The sequence below is a fragment of the Micromonospora sp. NBC_01412 genome (genome assembly GCF_045040215.1).
Classification (GTDB): Bacteria; Actinomycetota; Actinomycetes; order Mycobacteriales; family Micromonosporaceae; genus Micromonospora; species Micromonospora rubida.
Genome location: NZ_CP109528.1, coordinates 344160 through 365860, shown reverse-complemented (window position 1 = coordinate 365860; position 21701 = coordinate 344160). Strand labels below are relative to the sequence as shown.

The following is a 21701-nucleotide window of genomic DNA, read 5'->3' as shown; positions in this document are numbered from 1 at the left end:
TGCGCACCTCACTGTTGATCACCAGGCCGGTCACCAGACCGGCATAGCCGACGGCCGTCAGGACCGTGCGGAGGGTCGGCGTGAGCCGGGGTGGGACTCACGGCGGAGATGCCCTGGACCCCGAATCATTTCGTCTATGTGGTCTCCACCGAAATCGCGCCGCCCTCGGGCTGACGCGGAAGGCGAAGCGCCCCCACCGGCGGTGGGGGCGCTTGTAGCTACGTAGCGTGAGTAGCCGTAGTTCTCGGCGCGTGATCGGTCGCCGCCTTGGGTGGATGCTCACCGGTCATGGCTGGTACTACGACCGCCGGCGCGGCCGCGTTCACGTGACGTGCACGAAGATCTCAACCGACGCCGGCGGTGATGGCGGTCAGCCGTTGGCGCTCCGGGCGGCGACGAGCACGGATGTCCGTGCGGCGAGCGCGGAGACGACGGACAACCCGTCGGCGGCGGGCATCCGGTGGTCGAGCAGGGTGACGGCGGGGCGGAACCCGTATCCCGCGCCTCACCACTGGGAGTCGCGCAGGGCGATGTCGTTGCTGTCCTCGATCAGCGCCCGGCCGTGGTTGGTCTGCTGGCGCAGGTACTCCCCGTACGCTTGGTGGTTGCTCCGTGGGCGCTCGGACGTCGGGGAACTGTCGTGGACGTTTCGGGACCGTGATGGATTCTCGGCCTGCTGGGCCGGGCCGGCGAGGGTCTGCTCCAGCGGATGTGGCCCAAGCGCGGCGAGTGCGGTCGTCTGGTGACGGATCGGCTGAGACAATCCGGGGATGGGCGACAGCGATCAGGGCGTCGATCGGGCCGTTGCCGGCGCGGACTTCGTGGAGTGGAACTTCTCGATCATGGCGGGTGGTTCGCCGTGGCGCATCGAGCAGGGGATGACCCAGTTGGTCGCTCATCAGGGCGCGGAGGGGTTCGGGCCGTCGCTGGCCGTCGCGGCGCGGGAGGATGCCCTGGTCATCCACGAGTTGGGTCGGCGGGCGACGCCGACGGCGGTGGCGGCGCTGCGGGCGTTCCAGGCGATGAGTCCGGTCGACACGCAGCGTGAGCTGGCCGGGTTGCACGCCGAGCGGCTCGTCCGGCAGGGCGTTCCGGATCCGTACTGGGCGTCCTCGATCGGCCGGGTGCGGGTGGAGGGCTGCTGGTGGGCGCACGACCCGTTCGACGAGACCGCGTTCGTGTTGTGTGTGTTCTCCTACGACGGGGCCGATGAACACGGCATCCTGGCAATGATCGACCTGGCGATCGGCGGTGGCCTGTTTCGGGAACTGACGCTCGGCACGGATGTGGACGTGTTGCGGGACGTTTTGCGCCACGCCGACGGCGTCGATGGTCTGGTCACCGAGCCGCTCGACCCGGCGTATGCCCGGCGGCTGTTCGAGGACGCAATCGCCACCTCGGACGAGGTGCTCGAGGATCGGGAGTACCAGCCGAAGCTGGTGCCGGTGGCGTACCGGAAGATGCGGGCGCTGACCCTGGCGCGCGCCCGGGCACTGAGCGCCGCCGCCGCGCCGCCGGAGTCGCTGCCCGACAGCGTGGAGGTCGAGCTCATGAAGCGGGCGTTCCTCGCGTCCGGTGCCGTCTCCAAGCTGCCCGCTGGCGACGTGACGAGGCGGGCAGTCGATCTGCTCGTCGCGCAGTTCACCGACCGGGCCGTCTGCCATCCACTGCATGTCGGCCCGCGTCAGGTCGAGGCCGCCGTCGGCCTACCGGACCTGGCCCCGGACGCGATCGGCGATCCGGACGTGAGCGGGATCCTTCCGGATGTCGTCCGCGCGTGGGTTTCCTGGACCGCGGTCGAACGTGGTCTGTCCCGCGATGCCACCGAACGCCTTCACCGAGCCGCCGAGCAGGCTTGTGCACGCCTGCGTCCCGCCGACACTGAGGGCCATCAGACCACCTGACGTATCCCGGCTGTTCAAGGCGTGCGTGAGGGGAATCCCCCGATCTCCTCCCGGCCGCGATCGGGCGCTGCCGTCGCACGGCGTACCAAGGCATGCTCTTTGTCATGGGCAGGTTGTCGCTGGGCCGTGTCCGGCGGCTGATACCGGTGCCCGGCCTCGCTGACGATCTGATCGTCGAGCATTACGGCGCCGGGGCGCTCCTCACGCATTCCGCCGATCCGCCGTACGTGTACTGGCGCACGTTGAGTACGGCGGCGGCGGGGGCGGCGGGGAAGCCGCTGGTGTTGGTGTCGCCCGGGGCCGCCGCTCACGCCAGGACCGGGAGCGTCCTCGTGTCGGCGGTACGCGAGGCGGCGCTTGCCGCGCGTCCCCGGGCCGACCGGGTCTGGCTGGGGCATCCCGGGCTAGACGGTGCGGAGCAGGCCACCGCCCGGCTGACCTCGCTCTCCCGCGCGTGCGGGGTGGACATCATCGCGGCGGACGGTCCGTTCACCTTCCTTGATGGGGGCGGCCTGTACGCGGGTCCGGCGATCGGCGCGTCGGGGTGGCGGCTGTTCCACCCGGACGGCCCCGGGGGCCTCGTCGGATACCGCACCCCGACGGCGGAGCGCCAGCCGCAGCCGCTGTCGTGGCCGGACGGCCGCCCCGACGATCGGATGCCGTCCGCGTTCGTGACCGGCTGGCAGCGGCGGGACACCCGGCTCTGGTGGCTCGGGGAGGAAGGGGCGGTCGTCGCGGAGGTGGTGCCCACCGGCATCCTGCTGCGCCCGCGTGGGCTGTACACGTCGGACGCCCTGGTCGCCCTCGACCCGCTGTCGTCGACGGTGACCGTCGGCACCGAGGGCCTTCCGGTGCCGGAGGCGCTGGTGGCCGCGATGCGGCGGCTCGTCGCGGAGACCGCCGCCGAACCGTCCGGCACGCTGCTGCTGAGAGTGGCCGGCGACGCCACAGCGGCGCAGCGGAGGATCATCGCCGGGCTGGCCGAAGAGGCGGGTTGGAAGGTGGAGGACGGGGCGGCTCAAGCGCTGCCCCGGACTCCGGCGTCCCGCCGTATCCCCGCGCCGTCGCACGCCCCCTCGTTCCCACCCCCGCCTGCGGTACCGGCCGGGCCTGAGGCACCCGCCTCCGCACCCATGACAGCACCCAACGTCGTACCGCCCACTCGCGCGGGCACGATACGGGTCCCGGTGTCTCGGCCCGGCCGGGAATCCGGCCTGACGCCTCCCACCACGGACGTGACGCCTCTCGTCACAGATTCCCGGAGGTCGGCCGCCGGTCCGCCGCGGTCCGCGCCGGAGCCGCTGCCGCCGGCCACCTGGCCGCCGGTCGCCGCGCCGCCGGCCACTGCACCGCCGGCCATCTGGCTGCCGGTCACCGCGCCGCCGAGGGCGGCCGGGCCGGAGACGCCGGCCGGCCTCGAACCCCGGTCGGTCAGGCGGGAACCGGCGGCCGCTGGGTACGGGAGTGTTGCCATGTTTCCTGTGGCTCCCGTGGTGACGGTCTTCGGACCGTCGGCGGACGAGCCGGTGCCGGTGCCCGACTCACGAGCCGACGCCGCCGCGCCACCCGCGCCGGAGCCGTCGACGGGGCCGTCACCGGCGGCCTTCGCGCGGGTCGCCAACCGGGCGGAGCCGGCTGGCGGCTGGCCGCAAGCCGAGCCCGGGGCGGTGCCCCACCCTCCCCGCCCCGCGCCCTCCCCGGTCGTGCCGCAGGCTCCGGTCGTGCCGCGTGCGCCGGTCGTGCCGCAGGCACCGGCGGCACCGGTGTCCGTGGTGCCCGTGCGGATGGAGGACCGGGCGAGCACGGCGGCCGAGCAGCGGGAGTTCGTCGCGGCCCTCGGCCCCGCCTACACCGAGACTTTGGGGGCGGTGAACGCAGCCCTGTCGACCTGGCCCGCTCTGCGGGACGACTCGCCGGGCGCGAGAGCGGACTACGCCGCGGTCTGCGTGTATCTCGGTCGCGGCGGCTGGGGTGCCGTGCGGCTGAACGCCGCTCTCCGCGCGGGCCGGGCCCCGGACCTCGACGGGTATCTGCCCTGTCTGGTCTCCGGGATGCGTCGGCTGCCGCGGCACCGCCGCGCGGTGCTCTGCCAGGCCAGGCTGGTCGGGCCGGTCGAGCGGAGTTACCCGGTCGGTGCCGTGCTGACCGAGCCGGCCTTCCGCAGCGCCAGTGCCCGGCTGGACGTCGCGGTGCCCGGCGCTGACCTGGACCTGCTGATCTGGTCCCGGAGCGCCCTCCAGACATCGGTGCTCGCGCCGCCCGACCGGCTGCTCGACGAGGCCACCTTCCTCGGCGGCACCCGGTTCAAGGTGCTGGAGGTGCGCAGGTCCGAGCCGGGCAGCGGGGACGGCGCCACGCTTCCCCCGACCGCGGTCCTGCTGCGGGAGGTGCTGCCGGGCGAGCGTGCCGGCTCGAACGGGCTGGACGAGGCGGACCGGGTCGCGCTCGGCCGTCTCACGCGGGCCCTCGCGCAGCGGCAGGGCCAGGACCCGCACGCGGTCGAGGACGTCGACCTCGTGGAGCGGCTCGCCGGTCCGGCGTTGGGCATCGCCGGCGCCGCGGTGGCGTACCCGTGATGGACGCGGGCTGGGGGCAACCCACTCATCGGGCGGCCGTCGCGGCGGTCGTGCTGGTCGCCGTGACGGCGGTACCGACGGTCCCCGACGCGAAGGCCGGTGGCTGTCTCCGGGCGCCGACGAGCACCGAGACCGGCGTTCCGTGGGGCCAGCAGCGGCTCGGCGTCGAGCGGGCCTGGCCGCTGTCCCGTGGTGCGGGCGTGGTCGTGGCGCTCGTGGACACCGGGGTCGACGCGGGCGTGCCGCAGTTGCGCGGCCGGGTGCTGCGTGGCGCCGACCTGACCGCCGCCGGCCGGCCCCGCGCCGACAACGACTGCTTCGGCCACGGCACCTTCGTCGCCGGCATCGTCGGCGCGGCACCGGCGGCGGGGACCGGGTTCGCGGGGGTCGCCCCCGACGCGCGGATCCTGCCGATCCGGGTGACCAACGGTATGGACGACGGCACCGCCTCCGGGCTCGCGGAGGGCGTGCGCGCCGCCGTGGACGCGGATGCCAAGGTCATCAACATCTCGGCCAGCACGCCGGTGCCGGCACCGAGCCTGGTCAGCGCCATCGAGTATGCCGAGGAGCGGGACGTCGTGGTGGTCGCGGCCGCCGCCAACGGCGCGGGCCAGGGCAAGTTCGTCGCGTACCCGGCTGCCCTGCCCACGGTGGTCGCTGTCGGCGCCATCGACTCCAGCGGCGCGCTCGCCGGCTTCTCCCAGACCGGCAAGCACCTCGGGTTGGTCGCGCCGGGCGTGGACGTGACCAGCGTCGGGCCCCGCGGTCCGGGACACTGGCAGGGGAGCGGCACCAGCTACGCCGTACCGTTCGTGGCCGGCACGGCGGCGCTGGTCCGGGCGTATCGGCCGAACCTGAGCGCGGCGCAGGTGCGGGCGCGGCTGCGCGCCACCGCAGACCATCCGGCCGCCGCCATGCCGGACCCCGGCTTCGGCTGGGGGGTGGTCAACCCGGCCGCCGCGGTCTCCGCGGTGCTGCCCGAGGAGGGAGACGCCGGCGCGGCGGTTCCGCCCCCGCCGGCCCGCCGCCCGGACCTTCCCCCGCCCGATCCGACCGGGCCGTGGCTGGCGGCGCTCGCCGCCGGCGTCGCGGTGGTGGTCACCGCCGCCGTCGCCCTGCTCGCCGCCCTCCTGCCGGCCGGCAACCGGCGCCGCTGGCGCCCCCCGAGGGCCGCCGCAGTCGATCGGGTACGCCGCTCCTGAGCGAGACCGCCCGGCGGACACCACGGGGTGCCGCCGGGCGCGCGTCACGTCGCGCAGCACGAAAGCAGGCACCCCGCCAACCCCCTCCCCACAAGTGCCATCACGAAAGCGACCACGGGGCGGTAGTAGCCTGCGGAAAGCGCAAGCGTGACGATGCGGTGTGGACCGACGACCAGCCCGTAGTGCTGGAAGACATCCGGGACCCGGACGTTCGCGTTAGGGTCCGGCGCGTCGCGGCAGAGCAGGAAGCCCGACTTGAGCTGCGGTTGATGGCGGCGGGCCTGCACATCACCCAGGACCCAGGCGGTATTACCGTTATGTGCGTTCGGTGTCCGGCTCCGATCGTCCGCACCGCAGACCGTCTGTCCTCGGACGGTGTTGTTAGCCTCAGCGCATGACCTCGTGTACGCCCGGCGGTACTCCCGACCTGATGTTCATGCTGTCCTGGGCAGGTCAGGCGCTCACCGCCGAGCACGCGTCCGGCCTGGCCCGACTCGGCATCTCACCGCGCGCGCACTGCGTCCTGCTCCGGGCCCGCGCGGGCGGGCTCACCCAGCGACAGCTCGGCGAGCTGTGCGGAATCGACAAGACGACGATGGTGGTCACCCTGGACCAGTTGGAGACCGCCGGGCTGGCGCGGCGGCGCCCGTCGCCCAGCGACCGGCGGGCCCGGCTAGTGGAGGTCACCGCGGAGGGCGAGAAGGTTCTTGGCCAGGCGCAGCGGATCGCCGCCCGGATCCAGGAGGATGTGCTGGCCACGCTGCCGGAGCCGGATCGCGCGATCTTCCTGCGTGCGATCGTGAGCCTGGTCGGTGGCCGGCTGCGCGGCGGTTCGTGCGGGAACACCGACATCTAGATCCGAAAAAGATAGTTCAGATATAGACTATCTGCTACGGTCGCATGTGTTCAGTCCTGCGACCGAGGAGCAGCCAATGAGCATGACCGCCGCGTCCGTTCCCCACACCCCGTCCGTCCGCCGGCGCGCGCTGGGCGTCGCTGCCGCCGTCCTGGCCCCCGTACTGGTCTGGATCGTCGGCGCCCTCGCCGGGGTCGACTACACCGTCGAGAACCCCGGCCAACCCGCCTTCGTGGTCGGGCTCGCCCCCGTGGTGCTCTTCTCCCTCGTCTCGGCCCTGGTCGGCTGGGTCGGGCTCGTCGTCCTGGAGCGCATCGCGGGCCGCCGGGCGGGCATCATATGGACCGCCCTCGCGGTGGTGCTGGCCCTGCTCTCCCTCGTCCCGGTCTTCGCCGCCGAGGCGACCGTCGGCGCCAAGGTCGCCCTGGGCGCGACCCACCTGGCGGTCGCCGCCGTGCTCATCGCGCTACTGCCGGCCCGCCGCAGCTGACCCCCGGCGGGTCAGGTCCGCGCGCCGCCCAGGCCGAGCAGGACGGCGAGGCCCAGGGCGCTGCGCGGGGTGTACGGCACCCGCCACAGCCCGCCGTGCGCCGCACCGTACGCCTCGTCCTGCCACGGGTGCGGCAGTGCCGGTCCGCCGCCGGTGCGCAGGTCGTGCACCAGGAGCGCGGCCATCCGCGTGTCGCGCAATGGATGCATGTTTTCGGGCCACTCGACACCGCCAACGCCCGGGTGGCCCCTCATGCTGTGGTGATCTCCGGCGTCTGGACGAGGCAGACCTGCCGGCGGCGGTTGATGTACTGGCCGCGCCCGGTCGGGAGCGTGCGGGGCTTGACGGTGCCGAGGAACGCGCCCTCCTCCCGGGGGGAGGAGAACAGCATCGCCGGCGCGCCCAGCTCCCAGGCCCGGCGGAGGACCGGGTTGGACATCGCCCGCCCGGCTCCCGCGGTGCTCCGCGCGATGATCAGGTGAAGCCCGATGTCGGCGCCGTGCGGCAGCAGGGACAGCAGCGGCTGCAGCGGAGCCTCCCGGCCGCTCTCGATGAGCTCGAAGTCGTCGATGAGGATGAACAGCCGGCCGCCGGTCCACCAGTCGCGCTGGGGCAGCCGGCTGGGCGGGATGTCCGGGCCGGGCAGGCGGGCGGTCAGGATCTTTCCCGCCTCGGTGACCGTCGCCGCCAGGCGATCCACTGACATCGAGTAGCCGATCTGGTGCTCCTCGGGGATGGCGTCGTGCAGCTCGCGCCGGAAGTCACCGAAGACCACCCGCGCCTGCGCGGGCGTGTGGTGCGCGGCGATGGCGCGCGCGACGTGCCGCAGCAGGTTCGTCTTGCCGGTCTCCGTGTCGCCGAAGATCAGCAGGTGCGGGCTGGTGTCGAAGTCGTGCCACAGCGGCTCCAGCCGTGCGTCGTCGAGGCCCAGCGGGATGCGGATCTCGGCCGAGGGCGTCGGCGCGGTCGCCGCCGGCAGCTCGGCGACGGGCAGCCGCTCCGGCAGCAGCCGGACCCGGGGGGCGCGGGGCGTGGTCGGCACGTCCAGCGCCTCGACCAGCTCGGCCGTCGCCTCGGCCAGGTCCTCGGTGCCCGGGTACCCGTCGATGCGCGGCAGCGCGGTCAGGAAGTGCTGGCGGTCGGTGGTGATGCCGCGCCCGGGGATGGCGGGGACGGTCGCCGCCACCCGGCTGTTGACCTCGGACTCGACCGGGTCGCCGAGCCTGAGCTCGAAGCGGGTGCCGAGCACGTCGCGCAGCCACGGCCGCATCTCCGACCAGCGCCCGGCGGAGATCACCAGGTGGATGCCGAAGCTCAGGCCGCGCGACGCCAGTTCACCGAAGCGGTCCTCCAGCTCCGTGAAGTCCTGGCGGACCGTGTACCAGCCGTCCACGACCAGGAATACGTCACCGTACGGGTCGACGTCCCGGAACCTGCCGGCCCGGCGGGCGCGGCGGTAGCTGGGCATCGAGTCGATCCCGTTGGCGGCGAAGATCTGCTCCCGGCGGACCATCAGGCTGGTCATCTCCAGCACCGTGCGGGTGACCCGATCCCGGTCGAGCCGCCCCGCGACGCTGCCCACCTGCGGCAGCCCGGCCAGGGACGCGAGGGCGCCCCCACCGAAGTCCAGGCAGTAGACCTGCACCTCCTCGGCGGTGTGGGTGAGCGCGAGGGAGCAGATCAGCGTGCGCAGCAGGGTGCTCTTGCCCGCCTGTGGACCGCCGACCACGGCGAGGTTGCCGGTGCTGCCGGCGAGGTTGGCCAGCAGCAGCTCGCGTCGCTGTAGCGCCGGCAGGTCGACGACCCCGACCGGGACGGTGAGGCGGCCGGTGTCGTACTCGCCGACCGGGCGCAGCCCGAGCGTGGGGTGGTCGACCAGCGGCGGCAGCAGCCTCTCCAGGGTCGTGGTCTCCTTCAGCGGCGGCAGCCAGACCTGGTGCGCCGCGGGACCGTGGCCGTGGAGCGCCTCCAGCAGCACGTCGGCGAGGACCGGCGGCTTGTCCTGCGGCTCCTCCGGCTGGGGCTCCGGGTCGGTCGGCTCCTCCGGGCGCAGGTGCGCGGTGCCGAACGGGACCAGCCCCGCCCCCGCCGTGCTGCTGCGCCGCCGGCCCACGGGCAGGTACGGCCCCGAACAGTAGGCGCCCTTGAAGCGGAGCAGTGTCTGGGTGTCCGGCCGCAGGTAGCGTAGACCTCGTCGCCGGTCACCCACCAGGCCGGGACGCCGGCGTCCAGTGCGGCGGCGCCCATCTGCCGGGCCAGGGCCGGTTTCGTGGCGAACCCGACATGGTCGGGAACGCCGGCGGCGGCGAGGCGCTCGGGCTGCTGGCACCATGTCGCCTCGGGTAGGTAGAGCCTGTGGTCGATCATCGCCCGCCCGTGCGGGGTGACGTAGGCCAGGAACATCCCGACCTGGGCGTTCTCCACCCGGCCGGCAATGCCGGTGTACTGCCGCTGCACCCCGGCCGAACACCCGCCCTTCTTCAGGAACCCGGTCTCGTCTACGACGAGTACCCCGTCGGGGTGGCCGAGCCGCGCGACCAGCCAGGCGCGCACGTCGTCGCGGACGGCGTCGGCGTCCCATACCGCCGTGCGCAGCAGCCGGGTGGAGGCCCGCTACCGGTCGGTGGTCGCGCGGTGTGAGCGCAATTCTGCAATCCCTCGAACCCGGCGTGCCGCACGAGTAGGCGATCACGGGTCGTTGATGCGCTCAAGGATCTCGTCCAGGGCGGAGACGTATGGCAGGTCCGGCCGTGTGGGCGTGCCGGTGCGGCAGAGCGCGAGACCGCGGTAACCGAGGCTGATGGCGGCGGCGACCAGGTCGGCGTTGTCGTCTATGTAACAGGTGTGCCGTGGTGGCACGCCCAGCGCCTCGCTTGCCGCCCGGTAGATCGCCTGGTCCGGTTTCCGGTAGCCCAGCTCGCCGGCCACGGCGAAGTACCGGAAGTAGCCGCGCAGGCTGATCTGCTCGTAGCTGGCCCGTAAGGACTCTGCGGTCTCCAGGCTGTCGGTGACCACCGCCATCGGCAGGCCTCGCTCGTGCAGTCGTTTGAGGGTGGTGGGCACCTCGGGGAAGGGCTGTACTGGGTTCAGATCCGCGGCGATCAGCTCGTCCAGCAGTGGTTGCGGCGGCCGGCCGATCCCGAGTTCGGCCAGGACGGTGCGGCAGTAGCCCTCCCACGTTTCGAACCTCTGCGCACGCTCGAGCATGGTGGCCCCGGACCGGAACGCGTGCGGCAGGTCCTCAATGGGCGCCGCCGGCCAATGCCGCCGGAGGATTTCCTCCAAGTTCTGGTTGGGACGCGCAGGCGCAGGTTGGATCAACGTGCCGGACGAGTCGAACAGGACCGCCCGGATAACGGGCTGCTGGAGGCGTTGCTGATGCATCATGCCGGGCGCCTCATAGCCGGGCGTGTGCTGCGATGAGGCGTTCCTGGTCCGGGCGCTGCGAGCGGTTGCCGGAGATCTCGTCGGCCCAATCCAGTAGGCGGTTCAGGTGGCTGTCGACGGTTACGGTGGCGCTGCCCGGGCTGCCGATCACGATTTCTCCGCTGGTGCCGTCGATGGTGACGAGTGTCCCTTCGGCGACGACGCGTTCGCCGGCCCGCACACACTCCGCCACCACGTCGACGGTGAGTGCGGTGGCGTCCACGACGGCGGGTTTGCCCATGGCTCGGGCGACGACGGCCGCGTGGCTGGTGGGTCCGCCGCGGCTAGTGACTATCCCGGTGGCGGCCGCCAGGCCGTGCATGTCCAGCGGTGAGGTGTAGGGGCGTACGAGGATGACCGGGCCGTCGGCGGCCATGCGTGCGGCCCGGTCGGCGGTGACCGCGATGCGCCCGGCCGCGACACCGGGACATGCGCCCCGGCCGCGAGTGAGGACGTCGAGCCCGTCGCCGGTGCGGATCCGGGGTGTGTGGGCGTTGCGCAGATGCTGTGGTGAGATCCGTCGTAGGGCCGTGTGCCGGTCGATGAGCTGCTCGTCGGCGAGGTCGACGGCGACGCGGATCGCGGCGCGGCCGGTGAGGCCGCCGGGCCGTACCTGCAGAAGCCACAGGCGGCCTGCCTCGAAGGTGAACTCGACGTGGCAGGCGTCGCGGTAGTGCTGTTCGATCCGGTGCAGGGCCGCCAGGAGGTTTTCCCATACCGCCGGCTCCCGGTCGGCAAGCTCGGGCAACGGCCGGGTGCTGGACCGTCCGGAGACGACGTCCTCGCCCTGCCGGCCGAACAGGACGTCACCGAACGGGGTCTTCTCGCCCGTGTTGGGATCGCGGCTGAAGGCGACACCGGTGCCGCTGCGCTCGTCGCGGCTGCCGAACACCATTGCTTGGACGATCACGGCAGTGCCTGATTCGTGCGGGATGTCGTGCAGTTCGCGGTAGGTGATGGCGCGCGGGGTGTTCCAGGACGCGAAGACGGCACACACCGCCGCCCGCAGTTGGTCCATCGCGTCGTCAGCGACAGCTATGCCGGAGAGCCGCGTGCCTGCTTCCGCGTCGTCAGTTGTCCCGTGGAAGGCGGCCGCGAAGCTGGTCAGGAATCGCCGGCGCGCCTCCTGCGCGAAGGCCGGGTTGCCGGTCTCGGCAGCCAGCCCGCCGGTCGCCTCGGTGGTGAGGCCGAGGTTGAGGACGGTGCTCATCATGCCAGGCATCGACACGGCGGCGCCGGACCGAACCGACACGACCAGGGGCCGCCGGGCGGCACCGAGGCGCCTCCCGGTGGCCGCCTCAAGTCCTTGGACGGCGGTGGCCAGCTCGGCGTCAAGGCCTTCCGGTAACCGCCCGTCACGGAGGAAGGCGCGGCAGGCGTGGGTGCCGATGACGAATCCGGCCGGGACGGGCAGACCGAGACGCCGCAACACGACGAGACCGTGTCCCTTGCCGCCAAGCAGCGTCGGGGACTCGTCGGTGCCGGGAGTGAGGGGATAGATCCAGCTCATCGGATGGTGGCCCACTGACGCGGGATGCCGAGGGTGGCGAGCAGGTCTTCGTGGAGTTGGAACCACACCGTGTGATAGGAGGTGGTGCTGTCGACCAGTTGTTCCAGCGCACCGGCCTGGGCACGGTCGAGCGCTGCGGCGAGTCTGATCCGGTACCGCCGGAACCGCGGCAGCTCCGCGGACAGGTCCGCACACACAGCCTGGGCACGTTGGTCCAGGTCAGCGAATCGGTCCAGGACCCGAGCGTCATACGCGCGGTCGGAGTGGTCGTTCGGCGTCACAACGCCATCCACGGTACGCAGCTGCCATGCGGAGCAAAGATCCAGCAGCTCGGGGTTCAGCACCATGAATTTCTCGTACGCCGCGGCCACGGCATCCCGGGCACCGGCAACGTCGACCTCGCCGGTAATCCGTCGGGCGTTCTCGACGCGGCCCGCCTCGGTGAGACCCCACCCGCCGAACTCGCCCGGTGTCCGCGTCACCAAGCCGGCCACGGCGAGATCGATCAGGTGGGACTCCACCTCCGCCGCAGGGAGGCCGACTGCATCCGCAAGGCGGGACAGCTCGGCGAATCCGATGCAGCGAAGCACGTGCAGCACGACCGATCCCGTGGAGCCATTCATCGTTCATCCCTCTCGCGTTGCGCCTCGGCCACAGGGGTGGTTGCTGCCGCGTAGGCGGCGCCCCGGCCGTATGCCCGGGCGATGATCTTCCCTGCTCGGATGCGTATCGCGGCTTCGGTGTCCTCGGCGGTACCGGCGCCGATGGCGGACGCGAGCGCGGCCTGGTCATCGAGGACGAGGCGCATCGACGGGCTGATCGCCGGCCCGAACAGCCGCCGCAGGCAGGCGGCGAGGTCGGTGATCCTCAGCCGGACCAGTGCTCCGGTCTCGGCCGGGTCGCTCGTGACGACCGCGACAGTGACGAGATCCCCCGGCCGGGCGGCACGAACCGCCTCCTCGGCCGCCCCCAGGCGGCCTGTTCCGAGGACCACGATGAGTCCGTCGCTGTCGAACCCGACGGGACGGTCGCTGATCGCATCCGTCAACTCCGTAGGCGGCGTCCAGGTGTCGCAACACAGTTCGGGTGCGGCGACGTACGGCAGGTGGGGCGGGTTCCAGACGTCGTCCACATCGAGGCCGGCGAGATGATGGCAGGCGCGCGCTACGTCGAACGGGTCACCGAAGCCGGGCGCGGCCTGGGCAAGATGACCTGCTCCGTTCAACAGGGTCAGGATCAGCTCGGCCAGCCGAACCCGCCGACCCGCATCGGGCGGCTGGCAGGACTCCAGCGCAAGAGCCAGCAGCAGGCCTTCCAACGTCGTGAGCTCGGCCAGGGCGGTACGCCCGGGTTCGTCATCGAACACCCCGGTCAGTGACTGGGACTTCAGTTTGCCGGCGGCGGGCGCATCACCGGCCAGCGGCAGCCGCTCGAGCCAGACGCGCGCAAAGGCCTCGGCTGCCGTCGCCACATCCATCGCCGCCGCGGGCGCGTCCAGCGCGGCCGTGCGCGGCACAGACTGGAGCAGGACCGCCAGGTACAACGACCGCTTGCTCGGGAAGTTCGAATAGACGGCGCCTCGGGTCAGGTCCGCCCGAGCGGCGATGCGATCGACCTTGGCGTCGGCATAGCCGTGTTCGGCGAACTCCTGCGTCGCCGCCGCCAGCACGGCTCCACGCGTCCGCACCTGCTGTTGCTCCCGGGTCAAGCGCACCATCGGAACCCCCTCTACCGCGTTCATCCACCTGCAGCATACTATCAACATCCGGATGTTGAGAACATCCGGATGTTGCCTGTCTGCAGATTCTCACCGAAGGGAGCGCCATGACCGACCACGGCCTGGAAGCACACGGGCTCACCAAGCGTTTCCGCGGCATCACCGCCCTCAACGGCGTCGACCTCGCTATTCCCCGAGGCCAAATTCTGGGTTTGCTGGGTCCCAACGGCGCAGGCAAGACCACCCTCATTCGTGTCCTTGCCACCCTGCTCAGGCCCGACAGCGGAACCGCGTATGTGGCCGGCTACGACGTCACGCGCCAACCGGGACAGGTGCGCCGGCGCATCGCCCTGTCCGGCCAGCACACGAGCGTCGACGAGGAACTCGACGGGCGGGCGAATCTCGTCATGGTCGGTCGGCTCCTCGACCTGACCCGGCGCGACGCCACCCGCCGGGCCGACGAACTGCTGTCTCGGTTCGGCCTCACCGACGCAGGCAACCGGCGTGTCGCGGCGTACTCCGGAGGCATGCGCCGCCGGCTCGACCTGGCGGCGAGCCTGGTCGGTCATCCCCAGGTGGTCTTCCTCGACGAACCGTCGGTCGGGCTCGACCCGGGCAAACGCGAGGAGCTGTGGCAGATGATCCGCGATCTCAGCTCCGACGGGGTCACCATTCTGCTCACGACCCAGTACCTGGAAGAGGCTGACACCCTCGCCGACGCCGTCATGGTTATCGACCACGGCCGGGTCATCGCCAGCGGAACTCCAGCTCAACTCAAACAACAGGTCGGCGGACACACCGTCAACGTGCGGGTCAACGACCCCGCCGACGCCGATCGCGCCGCCGCCATCCTCACCGCCGTCACCGACCGAACCCCGGCACGCGCCACCCGGCACCAACTCGCCGTGCCGGTGTCCGATGACGACGACTTCTTCCAGATCGCCGCCGAACTACGCCGCCAAGCCGTCAACGTCAGCGAGCTGTCGCTACGCCTACCCAGCCTCGACGAAGCATTCCACGCCCTGACCAACGCAGCAGCCGCCACACCGACTCCGCAAAGGCCCTGACATGACCACGCCCACCCATTCACTCAATGCGCGAGCAGGCCGGCCGCCGCGCTGGCTACGCCACAGCCTCATCCTCGCCCGCCGCAGCCTCACCAAGACCTCCCGCAATCCAGGCGCCATCGTCAACGGCGTGGTCACCCCCGCACTCTTCCTCGTCCTCTTCCTGAATCTCTTCGGTAGGGCGGTAGCTGGCTCAACCGACGACTACATGCAATACCTGTTCCCCGGCATCATCGTCATGGGCGCCGGCCTGACCGGCCTCGTCTCGACCGGCACGAACATCAACATGGATCTCAAGAACGGCGTCACCGACCGCTTCCGAAGCCTGCCCATCAGCCGCTTGGCGCCGCTGCTCGGCTCCGTGCTCGCCGACCTCATCCGCTACCTGATCGCCGTCGCGATCCTGTTCCTGCTCGGAACGATCCTCGGCTTCCGCAGCCACGCCGGCATCGCCACCACCCTCGCCGCCATTGGCCTGGCCGTCCTGTTCGGCTTCTGCATCAGCTGGATCACCGTGCTCATCGGCGTCATGGTCAAGAACGCCGAGGCCGTCCTGGCGTTCAGTTTCCTGACCTTCCTACCGCTTCAGCTCGGCACCAGCCTCGCCACCCCCACCACGAGCCTCCCCGGCTGGCTGCAATCCTGGGTACACATCAACCCGGTGACCGCCGTCATGGACGCCTGCCGCGCGTTGCTCAACGGAACGCCGCCCGGCGACCGGGTCACCACCACACTCATCTGGTGTGCGGCAATATTCCTGTCGTTCTGCCCGATGGCGGTATGGATTTACGGCCGCCGCGAATAATCGAACGACCGAAAAGGCCGAAGGCTGGGCATCGACATGGCCACACCAAAGCCACACTCAGACGACTACCAGGGTTTCGATGATTTGCAGAGGTGGGCGTGACCGGAATACCTCACCGCCAGCCATCTGAAGTTCCGGACCGGCTGACACGGCTTACCGCCGCGTTGGAGCGCTATGAGAGCGGTTTGCGAGCGTTGAATCAGGAGCTGGCCGATGAGATTCTCGCCTGCCGGCTCGCGGGCGCGACGTGGAGCGAGATCGGCGAGCGTCTGGGAATGACGAAGCAAGGGGCGCAGAAGCGCTGGGGTGGCTCGCCGCGCGAGGCTCGCGCTTCGGTACATCGCGATGGATGTTCGGAGCAGCGTTCCTGAGCACGCACATCCAGGGTCACCATGCTTGCCCGCCAACCGCCCGCATCAGTCCTGCCCGAGGGGCCGCCGAAGAACCAAGCCCAGGGAGACTGGGACGTATTCATCTGCACCAGCGCCTATAGGAAGTCCGGGTCGGCATCGTGCCGCTCAGTGGCCCACAATGGATCCGATCGCAAACATATCGCCCTCCCAGCGCAACGCACTCATTTCGGCAATTGCGGATGCAGCCGACGGCGGTTCAGGGATCAGGTGACTGTAGAGCGGCTAGATCGGGTCTACCCCAGCGTGCTCCGGCTGAAGGCAGCCAGGATCCGTTGATGGGTCTGGCGGGGGAGTGATCGTGATCCAGGTTCGCCGAACGGAGTGTCGGGCCGGGCCGGGGTCTTGCCGAGCAGGTCGTCCAGGCCGCTGCGGGCGACTAAGAGGCCGTGGGTCGGAGTCGACTGTCGACGCTACGAGTACGCCATTGGGCAGGTCGTACCTCTCGGCCAGGCGCTCAACCATGTCGGTCGCATCATCGACGGCTTGGTTGCGGGTGGCGAGGATGACGATCAGCGGGTTGCTGCCCTCGGTTGCCGCCGACTTCACGCGGATCTCGTCGAGGGGCGCTCCTTGGCCGTCGTGCATCCAAGCGACGGTCGTGAAACCACCCTCGGCGATCCTGAATCCGCAGCAGGGCCGACCTGAGGTAGCGGGTCAGGTTGCGCCATATGCCGGCTTCCTCGCCGCCCGCGACGTCAATGTCCTAGGATGTTTTAGAGAGTGTGCGCCAGCAGTGTCGCGCGATGGCGCTGGCCAACGTCCGCGGATGACTCACCTGTTGAGCGACGACCCCAGCGGCGCCCTGGCCAGGTGCTCCCAGGTGATCGTCTTGGCGTCCGGATCGGCGGTGGCGTCGACCAGGTGCACCGCATCGAGGTGCAGTGGGGCGTGGCTCGGTCGGACGCGGCGCAGCAGCCGCTGCACCTGGTCGGTCGGACCCGGCTCGCCGTTGGCGTGCGCGAGGGTCAGGTGCTGCACGGTCCGTGGGTAGCGGACCACGTCCTCACCGCGTACGTCGCCGATCGGGGCCCCGGACCTGCTCGTGAAGGTCTTCCTTCGCGGATTCGGCCGCGACCACCCCGTCACCGTCGTGGCCACGACATCCCCGGGTCATCGACGTCGGCACCTCCCGCCAAAGCGGCCACCGAGCCCGCACCGGAGAGATCAACTTTTTGATACCTGGTCGCAAGATCCTTAACAACGCCCCTGCCTCCGCACCGTCACGTGATCAACCACCCCCACCACATGACGAGCGCGAGCCCCAAGGGGCGCGACCCCACCGGGTGAAGATCACGACACCAGAGTGCCAAGATCCTCTATTGCCCGGTTTCTCCCGTCAAGGGCGAAGCGACGCTGCGTGCGGCGCGCCGGACCGGCTCGGTTCCCGAGGCCGGTTCTTGCCATTGGCGCCAACCGGCCTGCCCGCGAGCTTCCACCGAGCGGTATCGAATGGCAGCGTCAGCCGCTGACCGACCCCCTCCTGATTACTCCATGCTCGCCGAGGAGTTCATTCATGCGTTCTCAACTTTGGCGGCTGCGGACAGCAGTCACCGGCGCGGCGGTACTCGCGCTGGTGGCCGCGACCGCGCCGACCGCCGCGGCGGCACCTCCGCCGACCGCGCCAGACTCGACCGCGCCAGCGGGCCCGGCCGGGGCGGCGTCCACCGGCGAATCGCCGCTGCCGGCGACCAACACCCCCCTGGCCGGTGCGACCAAGGTCACCCTGGTCACCGGTGACGTGGTGTCCTACCTGCCCAATGCCAAGGGTGGTGCGCCGCAGGTGGAGGTGGCCCCGGCACCCCGGGGCGGCGGCCGGTCGGTGTCGTTCACACACCTGCGCGAGGGTGACGCGTTCTACGTCTTCCCGTCCGACGCACGCGGGCTCATCGGCGCAGGGCGGTTGGAACGCGGTCTGTTCGACGTGACGTACCTGGTGAAGAACGGCTTCGCCGACGACGCATCGAAAGAGCTCCCGCTGATCGTGCAGTACCCGAAGTCCGTCCGGGACGCGAAGGTACTGTCCACCAAGACCGACGCACTCCCGGCGACCGCCACACCGAAGGCCCTGCCAGCGGTGAGCTCCGCCGCGGTGAAGGTCACCAAGAAGCAGGCCGCCCGGTTCTGGGCGTCAGTCGACTCCCCGAACCCTGCCGGCAGGGCGGCGGCGCCCACGCTGGACGCCGGGGTGTCGAAGATCTGGCTGGACCACAGGACCAAGGCCCTGCTCGACAAGAGCGTGCCGCAGATCGGCGCGCCGGAGGCGTGGAAGGCCGGCTACGACGGCACCGGCGTCACGGTCGCGGTGCTCGACACCGGCATCGACGACACCCACCCCGACCTGACCGGCAAGGTTCGAGACTCGAAGAGCTTCATCGACGGCGAGGTGGTCAAGGACGGTCACGGTCACGGCACCCACGTGGCGTCAACGATCGTCGGCTCCGGCGCGGCATCCGGCGGTAAGTACAAGGGTGTCGCCCCAGGCGCGGAGCTGATCGTCGGCAAGATTCTCGCCAACAACGGCTACGGCGCCGACTCGGCGATCATCGCCGGCATGCAGTGGGCCGCCCAGTCCGGCGCCAAAATCATCAGCATCAGCGTCGGCGGCATGGTCACCGACGGCAACGACCCGCTTTCCCAGGCCGTCAACGAACTGTCCGCGCAGTACGGCGCCCTGTTCGTGATCGCCGCCGGAAACTCCGGGGGCTTCCAGCAGGTCAACGCACCCGGCGCCGCCGACGCGGCGCTGACCGTCGCGGCGGTCGACAAGCAGGACCAGATGGCGAGCTTCTCCAGCCGCGGTCCCCGGCGCGGCGACTACGGCCTCAAGCCCGACATCGCCGCCCCCGGTGTGGACATCACCGCCGCGAAGGCCGACGGCACCGCCCTCCCCCCGAGCGTCGACAACGACAAGTACACGACCATCTCGGGCACCTCGATGGCCACCCCACACGTCTCGGGCGCCGCGGCGATCCTCGCCCAGGAACACCCGGACTGGACCGGGCAGAAAATCAAGCAGGTACTCACCAGCACCAGCAAGGACCTCGGCCACGGCACCAGCTCCCAGGGCGCCGGCCGGGTCGACGTCGTCCGGGCGATCACCCAGCAGGTGTACGCGACGAGCAACGTTGACTTCGGGCGGCTCACCTATCCGCAGAGCGGCCCGGTCAGCAAGACGCTGAGTTACGTCAACGACGGCGATGCACCGGTCACCCTCGACCTGTCCACCACGCTCGTCACCAAGGCCGGCCCTGCCCCCGCCGGTGCACTCACCGTCACCCCGTCGACCGTGACCGTCCCGGCCCACGGCACCGCCGAGGTCACCGTCACGCTCGACACCACCAAGGGCGCGATAACGAACTACCAGGGCTCGGTGCACGCCACCGGTGGTGACATTCAGGTGACCACCGCGGTCGGCGGGTTCAAGGAACCCAGAACGGTGAACCTCTCGGTCAACGTGATCAACCCGCCGGGCGGCACCGACATTCACTATGGCGGATTCCTCGCACTGCGGCTCGACGACCAGCCCGAGTTCGCCCCCCTGACTCTGTCCCCCGCGGTGCAGAGCTACACCGGCAAGCTGGCGGCGGGGATGTACAGCATCGGCACCGACGTGACCTGGCGGGACGCCGCCGGCGAGTTCCACCACGCGCTGGTCACCAACCCCACCGTCGACGCCACCAAGGATGCCTCGGTCACCTTCGACCTGCGCAAGGCGCAGCGGGTGACGGTCAAGACTCCCAAGCCCTCCGTGCCCTACCAGATGGCGCTGGGGTACCGGAACGTCACCGAGAGCGGCCAGTTCGAGCTGTTGCAGTACTTCAATCAGCCCTACGGCGAGACCCGCCTGTGGACATTGCCGACCGGCCGTGCCACCCGGGGCAGTTTCACCTCCCACACCCAGTTCCTGTCGGGCGTCGACCCGGTCAAGATGACCGTTCGCGGCGCCGGCCACATCAAGCTGACACCGCACTACCAGGGCACCGACGCGCAGATACCGAAGCTGGACGGGCGGCGTACCCTGCCGCTGGTCTCCGCCGGAGCCGGCCTGCCGGCCAACTTCGAGGGCCTCGACGCCCGTGGCAAGCTGGTCCTCCTCGACCTGTCCGACATCTGCCGGGCAGTGCCCACCGACGATTGGTTCCCCTGCGACGCCAACGGCCTGGACCGGGTGGAGAACGCCCAGCGGGCCGGTGCGGCCGGGGTGCTCGGCTACGGTCCGCTCGGCCGGCCGTTCCTCAACCCGACCAACCGGTACGGGAGCGAGCATGATCCGTGGCCGCTCTACCCGATCCCGACGATGAACCTCGCCGCGGGCGAGGGCCGGTTGCTCGCCGGCATGCTGGCGAAGGGCCCGGTCAGCCTCGACGTCCGCGCCACCGCGTCGACGCCCTACGTGTACCCGTTGGCGTTCGTCAAGCACAACCAGGTGCCGGGTGGGGCGCACGCGGTGACCGACCGGGAGCTGTACCGGATCGACAACCGGCTGCACGCCGACGCACCCGGTATTGCCTCGGTGGGCTTCCGGCCGCTGAGTTCGCTCCTAGGGAGCTACCTCAACGTGACGGCGCCCGGCACCCTGACCTCCTACGTGGGGCCGGCGAAGAAGGACATGGTCTGGACGGAAAACGCCGCGTTCTACTACAAGACCTCCCAAGGCTTTTCACAGGGCTGGTCACAGGGCTATGTCGATGTCGTCGCGCGGTCAGGTTCGACCGTCCGCGACTGGGGCGAGCAGCCGAGGGTGCCTGGTGCGGCCCGGGACGACCCGGCCACGGCCGACTACAGCTGGCAGATGTGCACGTCCTGCCGCAACGGCAACATGCTCAGCATGCAGCACACGCTGAGCAACAACGGCTTCGGCGGAGGTCAGCTGGCCTACGGCCGGGGCCCCGACGGAAAGCAGACTAACGAGCTGCACCTGTACAAGGACGACGGCACCGAGATCCCGGTGCAGGAGGGGCTCTGGTTCTACTTCATCTTCGGGTTCCTCAGCCCCTACGCCATGCTGCCGGCCGAGCAGACGAAGCTGCGGATGACCTCGCGGTTCCAGAACCCGATTGCCGAGCAGCTCTACGCCCGCGACGTCCAGACCGAGCGGACGTTCACCTCGCAACGGCGTGACGACGGGTTCACCACCGTCCCGCCGTACGGGGTGGGCATCCACTGCAGCGGCTGGTTCGTGCAAACCCGGGCCTACGACCCGGACCGCTGGGCCTGGCCGAACCAAGACCCGTGCCAGGCGAGCGACGAGCTGTACCTCGGGTACGACTTCGACCTGGACCTGGACAACACCCTGCCCGCCGGCACCCGGCGCAAGGTGACGGTCACCGGGTACCACAGCCCGTACCTGATCGGGCCGGAGCCGACGCTGAAGAGCCTGAAGCTGTGGCTCAGCTTCGACGACGGCAAGCACTGGAAGCAGGTCACCACCCGGGCGGCCCGCGGCGGCGCGTACACCGCGACGTTCGACCACCCGGCACTGTCCAGGACCACCGGCGCGGTCAGCGTCCGCGCCGAGGGTGTCGACTCCGCCGGCAATACCATCACCCAGACCATCACCCGCGCCTACGGCCTGAAGGCCGGAGGACACTACACGGGCCAGTAGCGCAGCACGGGAGTAGCCGCGATCTGGCATCCACTCACCCTCTGGGGTGGCGGACACACCGTCCGTCACCCCAGACCCGTGCTCCCGTCCAATGTCACAGGAAAGCTGGCGCCACACCCTCCCTCCGTCA

At 70.8% G+C, this 21701-nt stretch carries 17 protein-coding genes and 1 pseudogene; 9 read left to right on the top strand and 9 right to left on the bottom strand.

The features are described 5' to 3' along the window. Positions 1–505: 505 nt before the first annotated feature. The gene (locus tag OG617_RS01470; RefSeq protein WP_405098013.1) at positions 506–763 is read right to left on the bottom strand and encodes a hypothetical protein; all 258 of its coding nucleotides are present in this window, start codon (positions 761–763) and stop codon (positions 506–508) included. 7 nt (positions 764–770) lie between these two features. Here OG617_RS01470 and OG617_RS01465 point away from each other — a divergent pair, with 7 nt between their 5' ends. From OG617_RS01465 to OG617_RS01445, 5 genes are all read left to right on the top strand, one after another. Beyond that, the gene (locus OG617_RS01465) at positions 771–1904 is read left to right on the top strand and encodes a hypothetical protein (protein WP_405098011.1); all 1134 of its coding nucleotides are present in this window, start codon (positions 771–773) and stop codon (positions 1902–1904) included. A gap of 104 nt (positions 1905–2008) precedes the next feature. Continuing rightward, the gene (locus tag OG617_RS01460; protein ID WP_405098009.1) at positions 2009–4480 is read left to right on the top strand and encodes a hypothetical protein; all 2472 of its coding nucleotides are present in this window, start codon (positions 2009–2011) and stop codon (positions 4478–4480) included. Continuing rightward, positions 4480–5682: a type VII secretion-associated serine protease mycosin gene (gene mycP / locus OG617_RS01455; protein WP_405098007.1), complete on the top strand. Its 1203-nt coding sequence runs from the start codon at positions 4480–4482 to the stop codon at positions 5680–5682. Before OG617_RS01460 ends, mycP begins: the two co-directional genes overlap by 1 nt. A 394-nt stretch (positions 5683–6076) precedes the next feature. Then, positions 6077–6538, top strand: coding sequence for a MarR family winged helix-turn-helix transcriptional regulator (locus OG617_RS01450; protein ID WP_405098005.1), 462 nt, complete (start codon positions 6077–6079; stop codon positions 6536–6538). Positions 6539–6614: 76 nt separating this feature from the next. Continuing rightward, the gene (locus OG617_RS01445) at positions 6615–7028 is read left to right on the top strand and encodes a DUF6069 family protein (RefSeq protein ID WP_405098003.1); all 414 of its coding nucleotides are present in this window, start codon (positions 6615–6617) and stop codon (positions 7026–7028) included. Between the two features lie 11 nt (positions 7029–7039). Here the strand turns inward: OG617_RS01445 and OG617_RS01440 are convergent, their stop codons facing one another. From OG617_RS01440 to OG617_RS01410, 7 genes and pseudogenes are all read right to left on the bottom strand, one after another. Continuing rightward, on the bottom strand, positions 7040–7228 hold the full coding sequence (locus OG617_RS01440) for a hypothetical protein (protein ID WP_405098001.1): 189 nt from the start codon (positions 7226–7228) through the stop codon (positions 7040–7042). 50 nt (positions 7229–7278) lie between these two features. Next, positions 7279–9006: a type VII secretion protein EccCb gene (eccCb, locus tag OG617_RS01435; protein WP_405104061.1), complete on the bottom strand. Its 1728-nt coding sequence runs from the start codon at positions 9004–9006 to the stop codon at positions 7279–7281. Between the two features lie 206 nt (positions 9007–9212). After that, positions 9213–9629 (bottom strand): annotated as a pseudogene (locus tag OG617_RS01430) (transposase); the annotation flags it as partial. Positions 9630–9716: 87 nt separating this feature from the next. After that, a complete protein-coding gene (locus OG617_RS01425) occupies positions 9717–10415 on the bottom strand; it encodes an HAD family hydrolase (RefSeq protein ID WP_405097999.1) in 699 nt (232 codons plus the stop codon). A 10-nt stretch (positions 10416–10425) separates the two neighbouring features. Further along, positions 10426–11964, bottom strand: a complete 1539-nt coding sequence (locus OG617_RS01420) for a pyruvate, phosphate dikinase (protein WP_405097997.1) — start codon at positions 11962–11964, stop codon at positions 10426–10428. Next, complete coding sequence (locus OG617_RS01415; protein ID WP_405097995.1) at positions 11961–12587, bottom strand: transcriptional regulator; 627 nt, start codon at positions 12585–12587, stop codon at positions 11961–11963. The genes OG617_RS01420 and OG617_RS01415 overlap by 4 nt, the downstream gene beginning before the upstream one ends. Next, complete coding sequence (locus OG617_RS01410) at positions 12584–13705, bottom strand: TetR family transcriptional regulator (RefSeq protein ID WP_405097993.1); 1122 nt, start codon at positions 13703–13705, stop codon at positions 12584–12586. The genes OG617_RS01415 and OG617_RS01410 overlap by 4 nt, the downstream gene beginning before the upstream one ends. 83 nt (positions 13706–13788) lie before the next feature. Between OG617_RS01410 and OG617_RS01405 the strand changes: the two genes are divergently transcribed. The 3 genes from OG617_RS01405 (at position 13789) to OG617_RS01395 (ending at position 15924) form a co-directional block, all read left to right on the top strand. Further along, on the top strand, positions 13789–14748 hold the full coding sequence (locus OG617_RS01405; RefSeq protein WP_405097991.1) for an ATP-binding cassette domain-containing protein: 960 nt from the start codon (positions 13789–13791) through the stop codon (positions 14746–14748). Between the two features lies 1 nt (position 14749). Further along, a complete protein-coding gene (locus OG617_RS01400; protein ID WP_405097989.1) occupies positions 14750–15553 on the top strand; it encodes an ABC transporter permease in 804 nt (267 codons plus the stop codon). A gap of 92 nt (positions 15554–15645) precedes the next feature. Further along, positions 15646–15924 (top strand): hypothetical protein, encoded by a 279-nt coding sequence (locus tag OG617_RS01395; RefSeq protein WP_405097987.1) that lies wholly within the window; start codon positions 15646–15648, stop codon positions 15922–15924. 813 nt (positions 15925–16737) lie between these two features. Here the strand turns inward: OG617_RS01395 and OG617_RS01390 are convergent. Next, positions 16738–16944, bottom strand: a complete 207-nt coding sequence (locus tag OG617_RS01390; RefSeq protein WP_405097985.1) for a hypothetical protein — start codon at positions 16942–16944, stop codon at positions 16738–16740. 535 nt (positions 16945–17479) lie between these two features. On the opposite strand from OG617_RS01390, the gene OG617_RS01385 reads away from it, so the two are divergent. Next, positions 17480–21571 carry a S8 family peptidase gene (locus tag OG617_RS01385; RefSeq protein WP_405097983.1) on the top strand — a complete coding sequence of 1364 codons (4092 nt, stop codon included), beginning with the start codon at positions 17480–17482 and terminating at the stop codon, positions 21569–21571. The last annotated feature ends 130 nt before the right edge of the window (positions 21572–21701 follow it).

Excerpts from the sequence above, each read along its gene's own strand:
- OG617_RS01400 (WP_405097989.1), top strand. The coding sequence starts at position 14,750 with ATGACCACGCCCACCCATTCACTCAATGCGCGAGCAGGCCGGCCGCCG.
- mycP (WP_405098007.1), top strand. The coding sequence starts at position 4,480 with ATGGACGCGGGCTGGGGGCAACCCACTCATCGGGCGGCCGTCGCGGCG.
- OG617_RS01385 (WP_405097983.1), top strand. The coding sequence starts at position 17,480 with ATGCGTTCTCAACTTTGGCGGCTGCGGACAGCAGTCACCGGCGCGGCG.
- OG617_RS01425 (WP_405097999.1), bottom strand. The coding sequence starts at position 10,415 with ATGATGCATCAGCAACGCCTCCAGCAGCCCGTTATCCGGGCGGTCCTG.
- OG617_RS01460 (WP_405098009.1), top strand. The coding sequence starts at position 2,009 with ATGGGCAGGTTGTCGCTGGGCCGTGTCCGGCGGCTGATACCGGTGCCC.
- OG617_RS01450 (WP_405098005.1), top strand. The coding sequence starts at position 6,077 with ATGACCTCGTGTACGCCCGGCGGTACTCCCGACCTGATGTTCATGCTG.
- OG617_RS01415 (WP_405097995.1), bottom strand. The coding sequence starts at position 12,587 with ATGAATGGCTCCACGGGATCGGTCGTGCTGCACGTGCTTCGCTGCATC.
- OG617_RS01445 (WP_405098003.1), top strand. The coding sequence starts at position 6,615 with ATGAGCATGACCGCCGCGTCCGTTCCCCACACCCCGTCCGTCCGCCGG.
- OG617_RS01410 (WP_405097993.1), bottom strand. The coding sequence starts at position 13,705 with ATGAACGCGGTAGAGGGGGTTCCGATGGTGCGCTTGACCCGGGAGCAA.
- OG617_RS01405 (WP_405097991.1), top strand. The coding sequence starts at position 13,789 with ATGACCGACCACGGCCTGGAAGCACACGGGCTCACCAAGCGTTTCCGC.
- OG617_RS01465 (WP_405098011.1), top strand. The coding sequence starts at position 771 with ATGGGCGACAGCGATCAGGGCGTCGATCGGGCCGTTGCCGGCGCGGAC.
- OG617_RS01420 (WP_405097997.1), bottom strand. The coding sequence starts at position 11,964 with ATGAGCTGGATCTATCCCCTCACTCCCGGCACCGACGAGTCCCCGACG.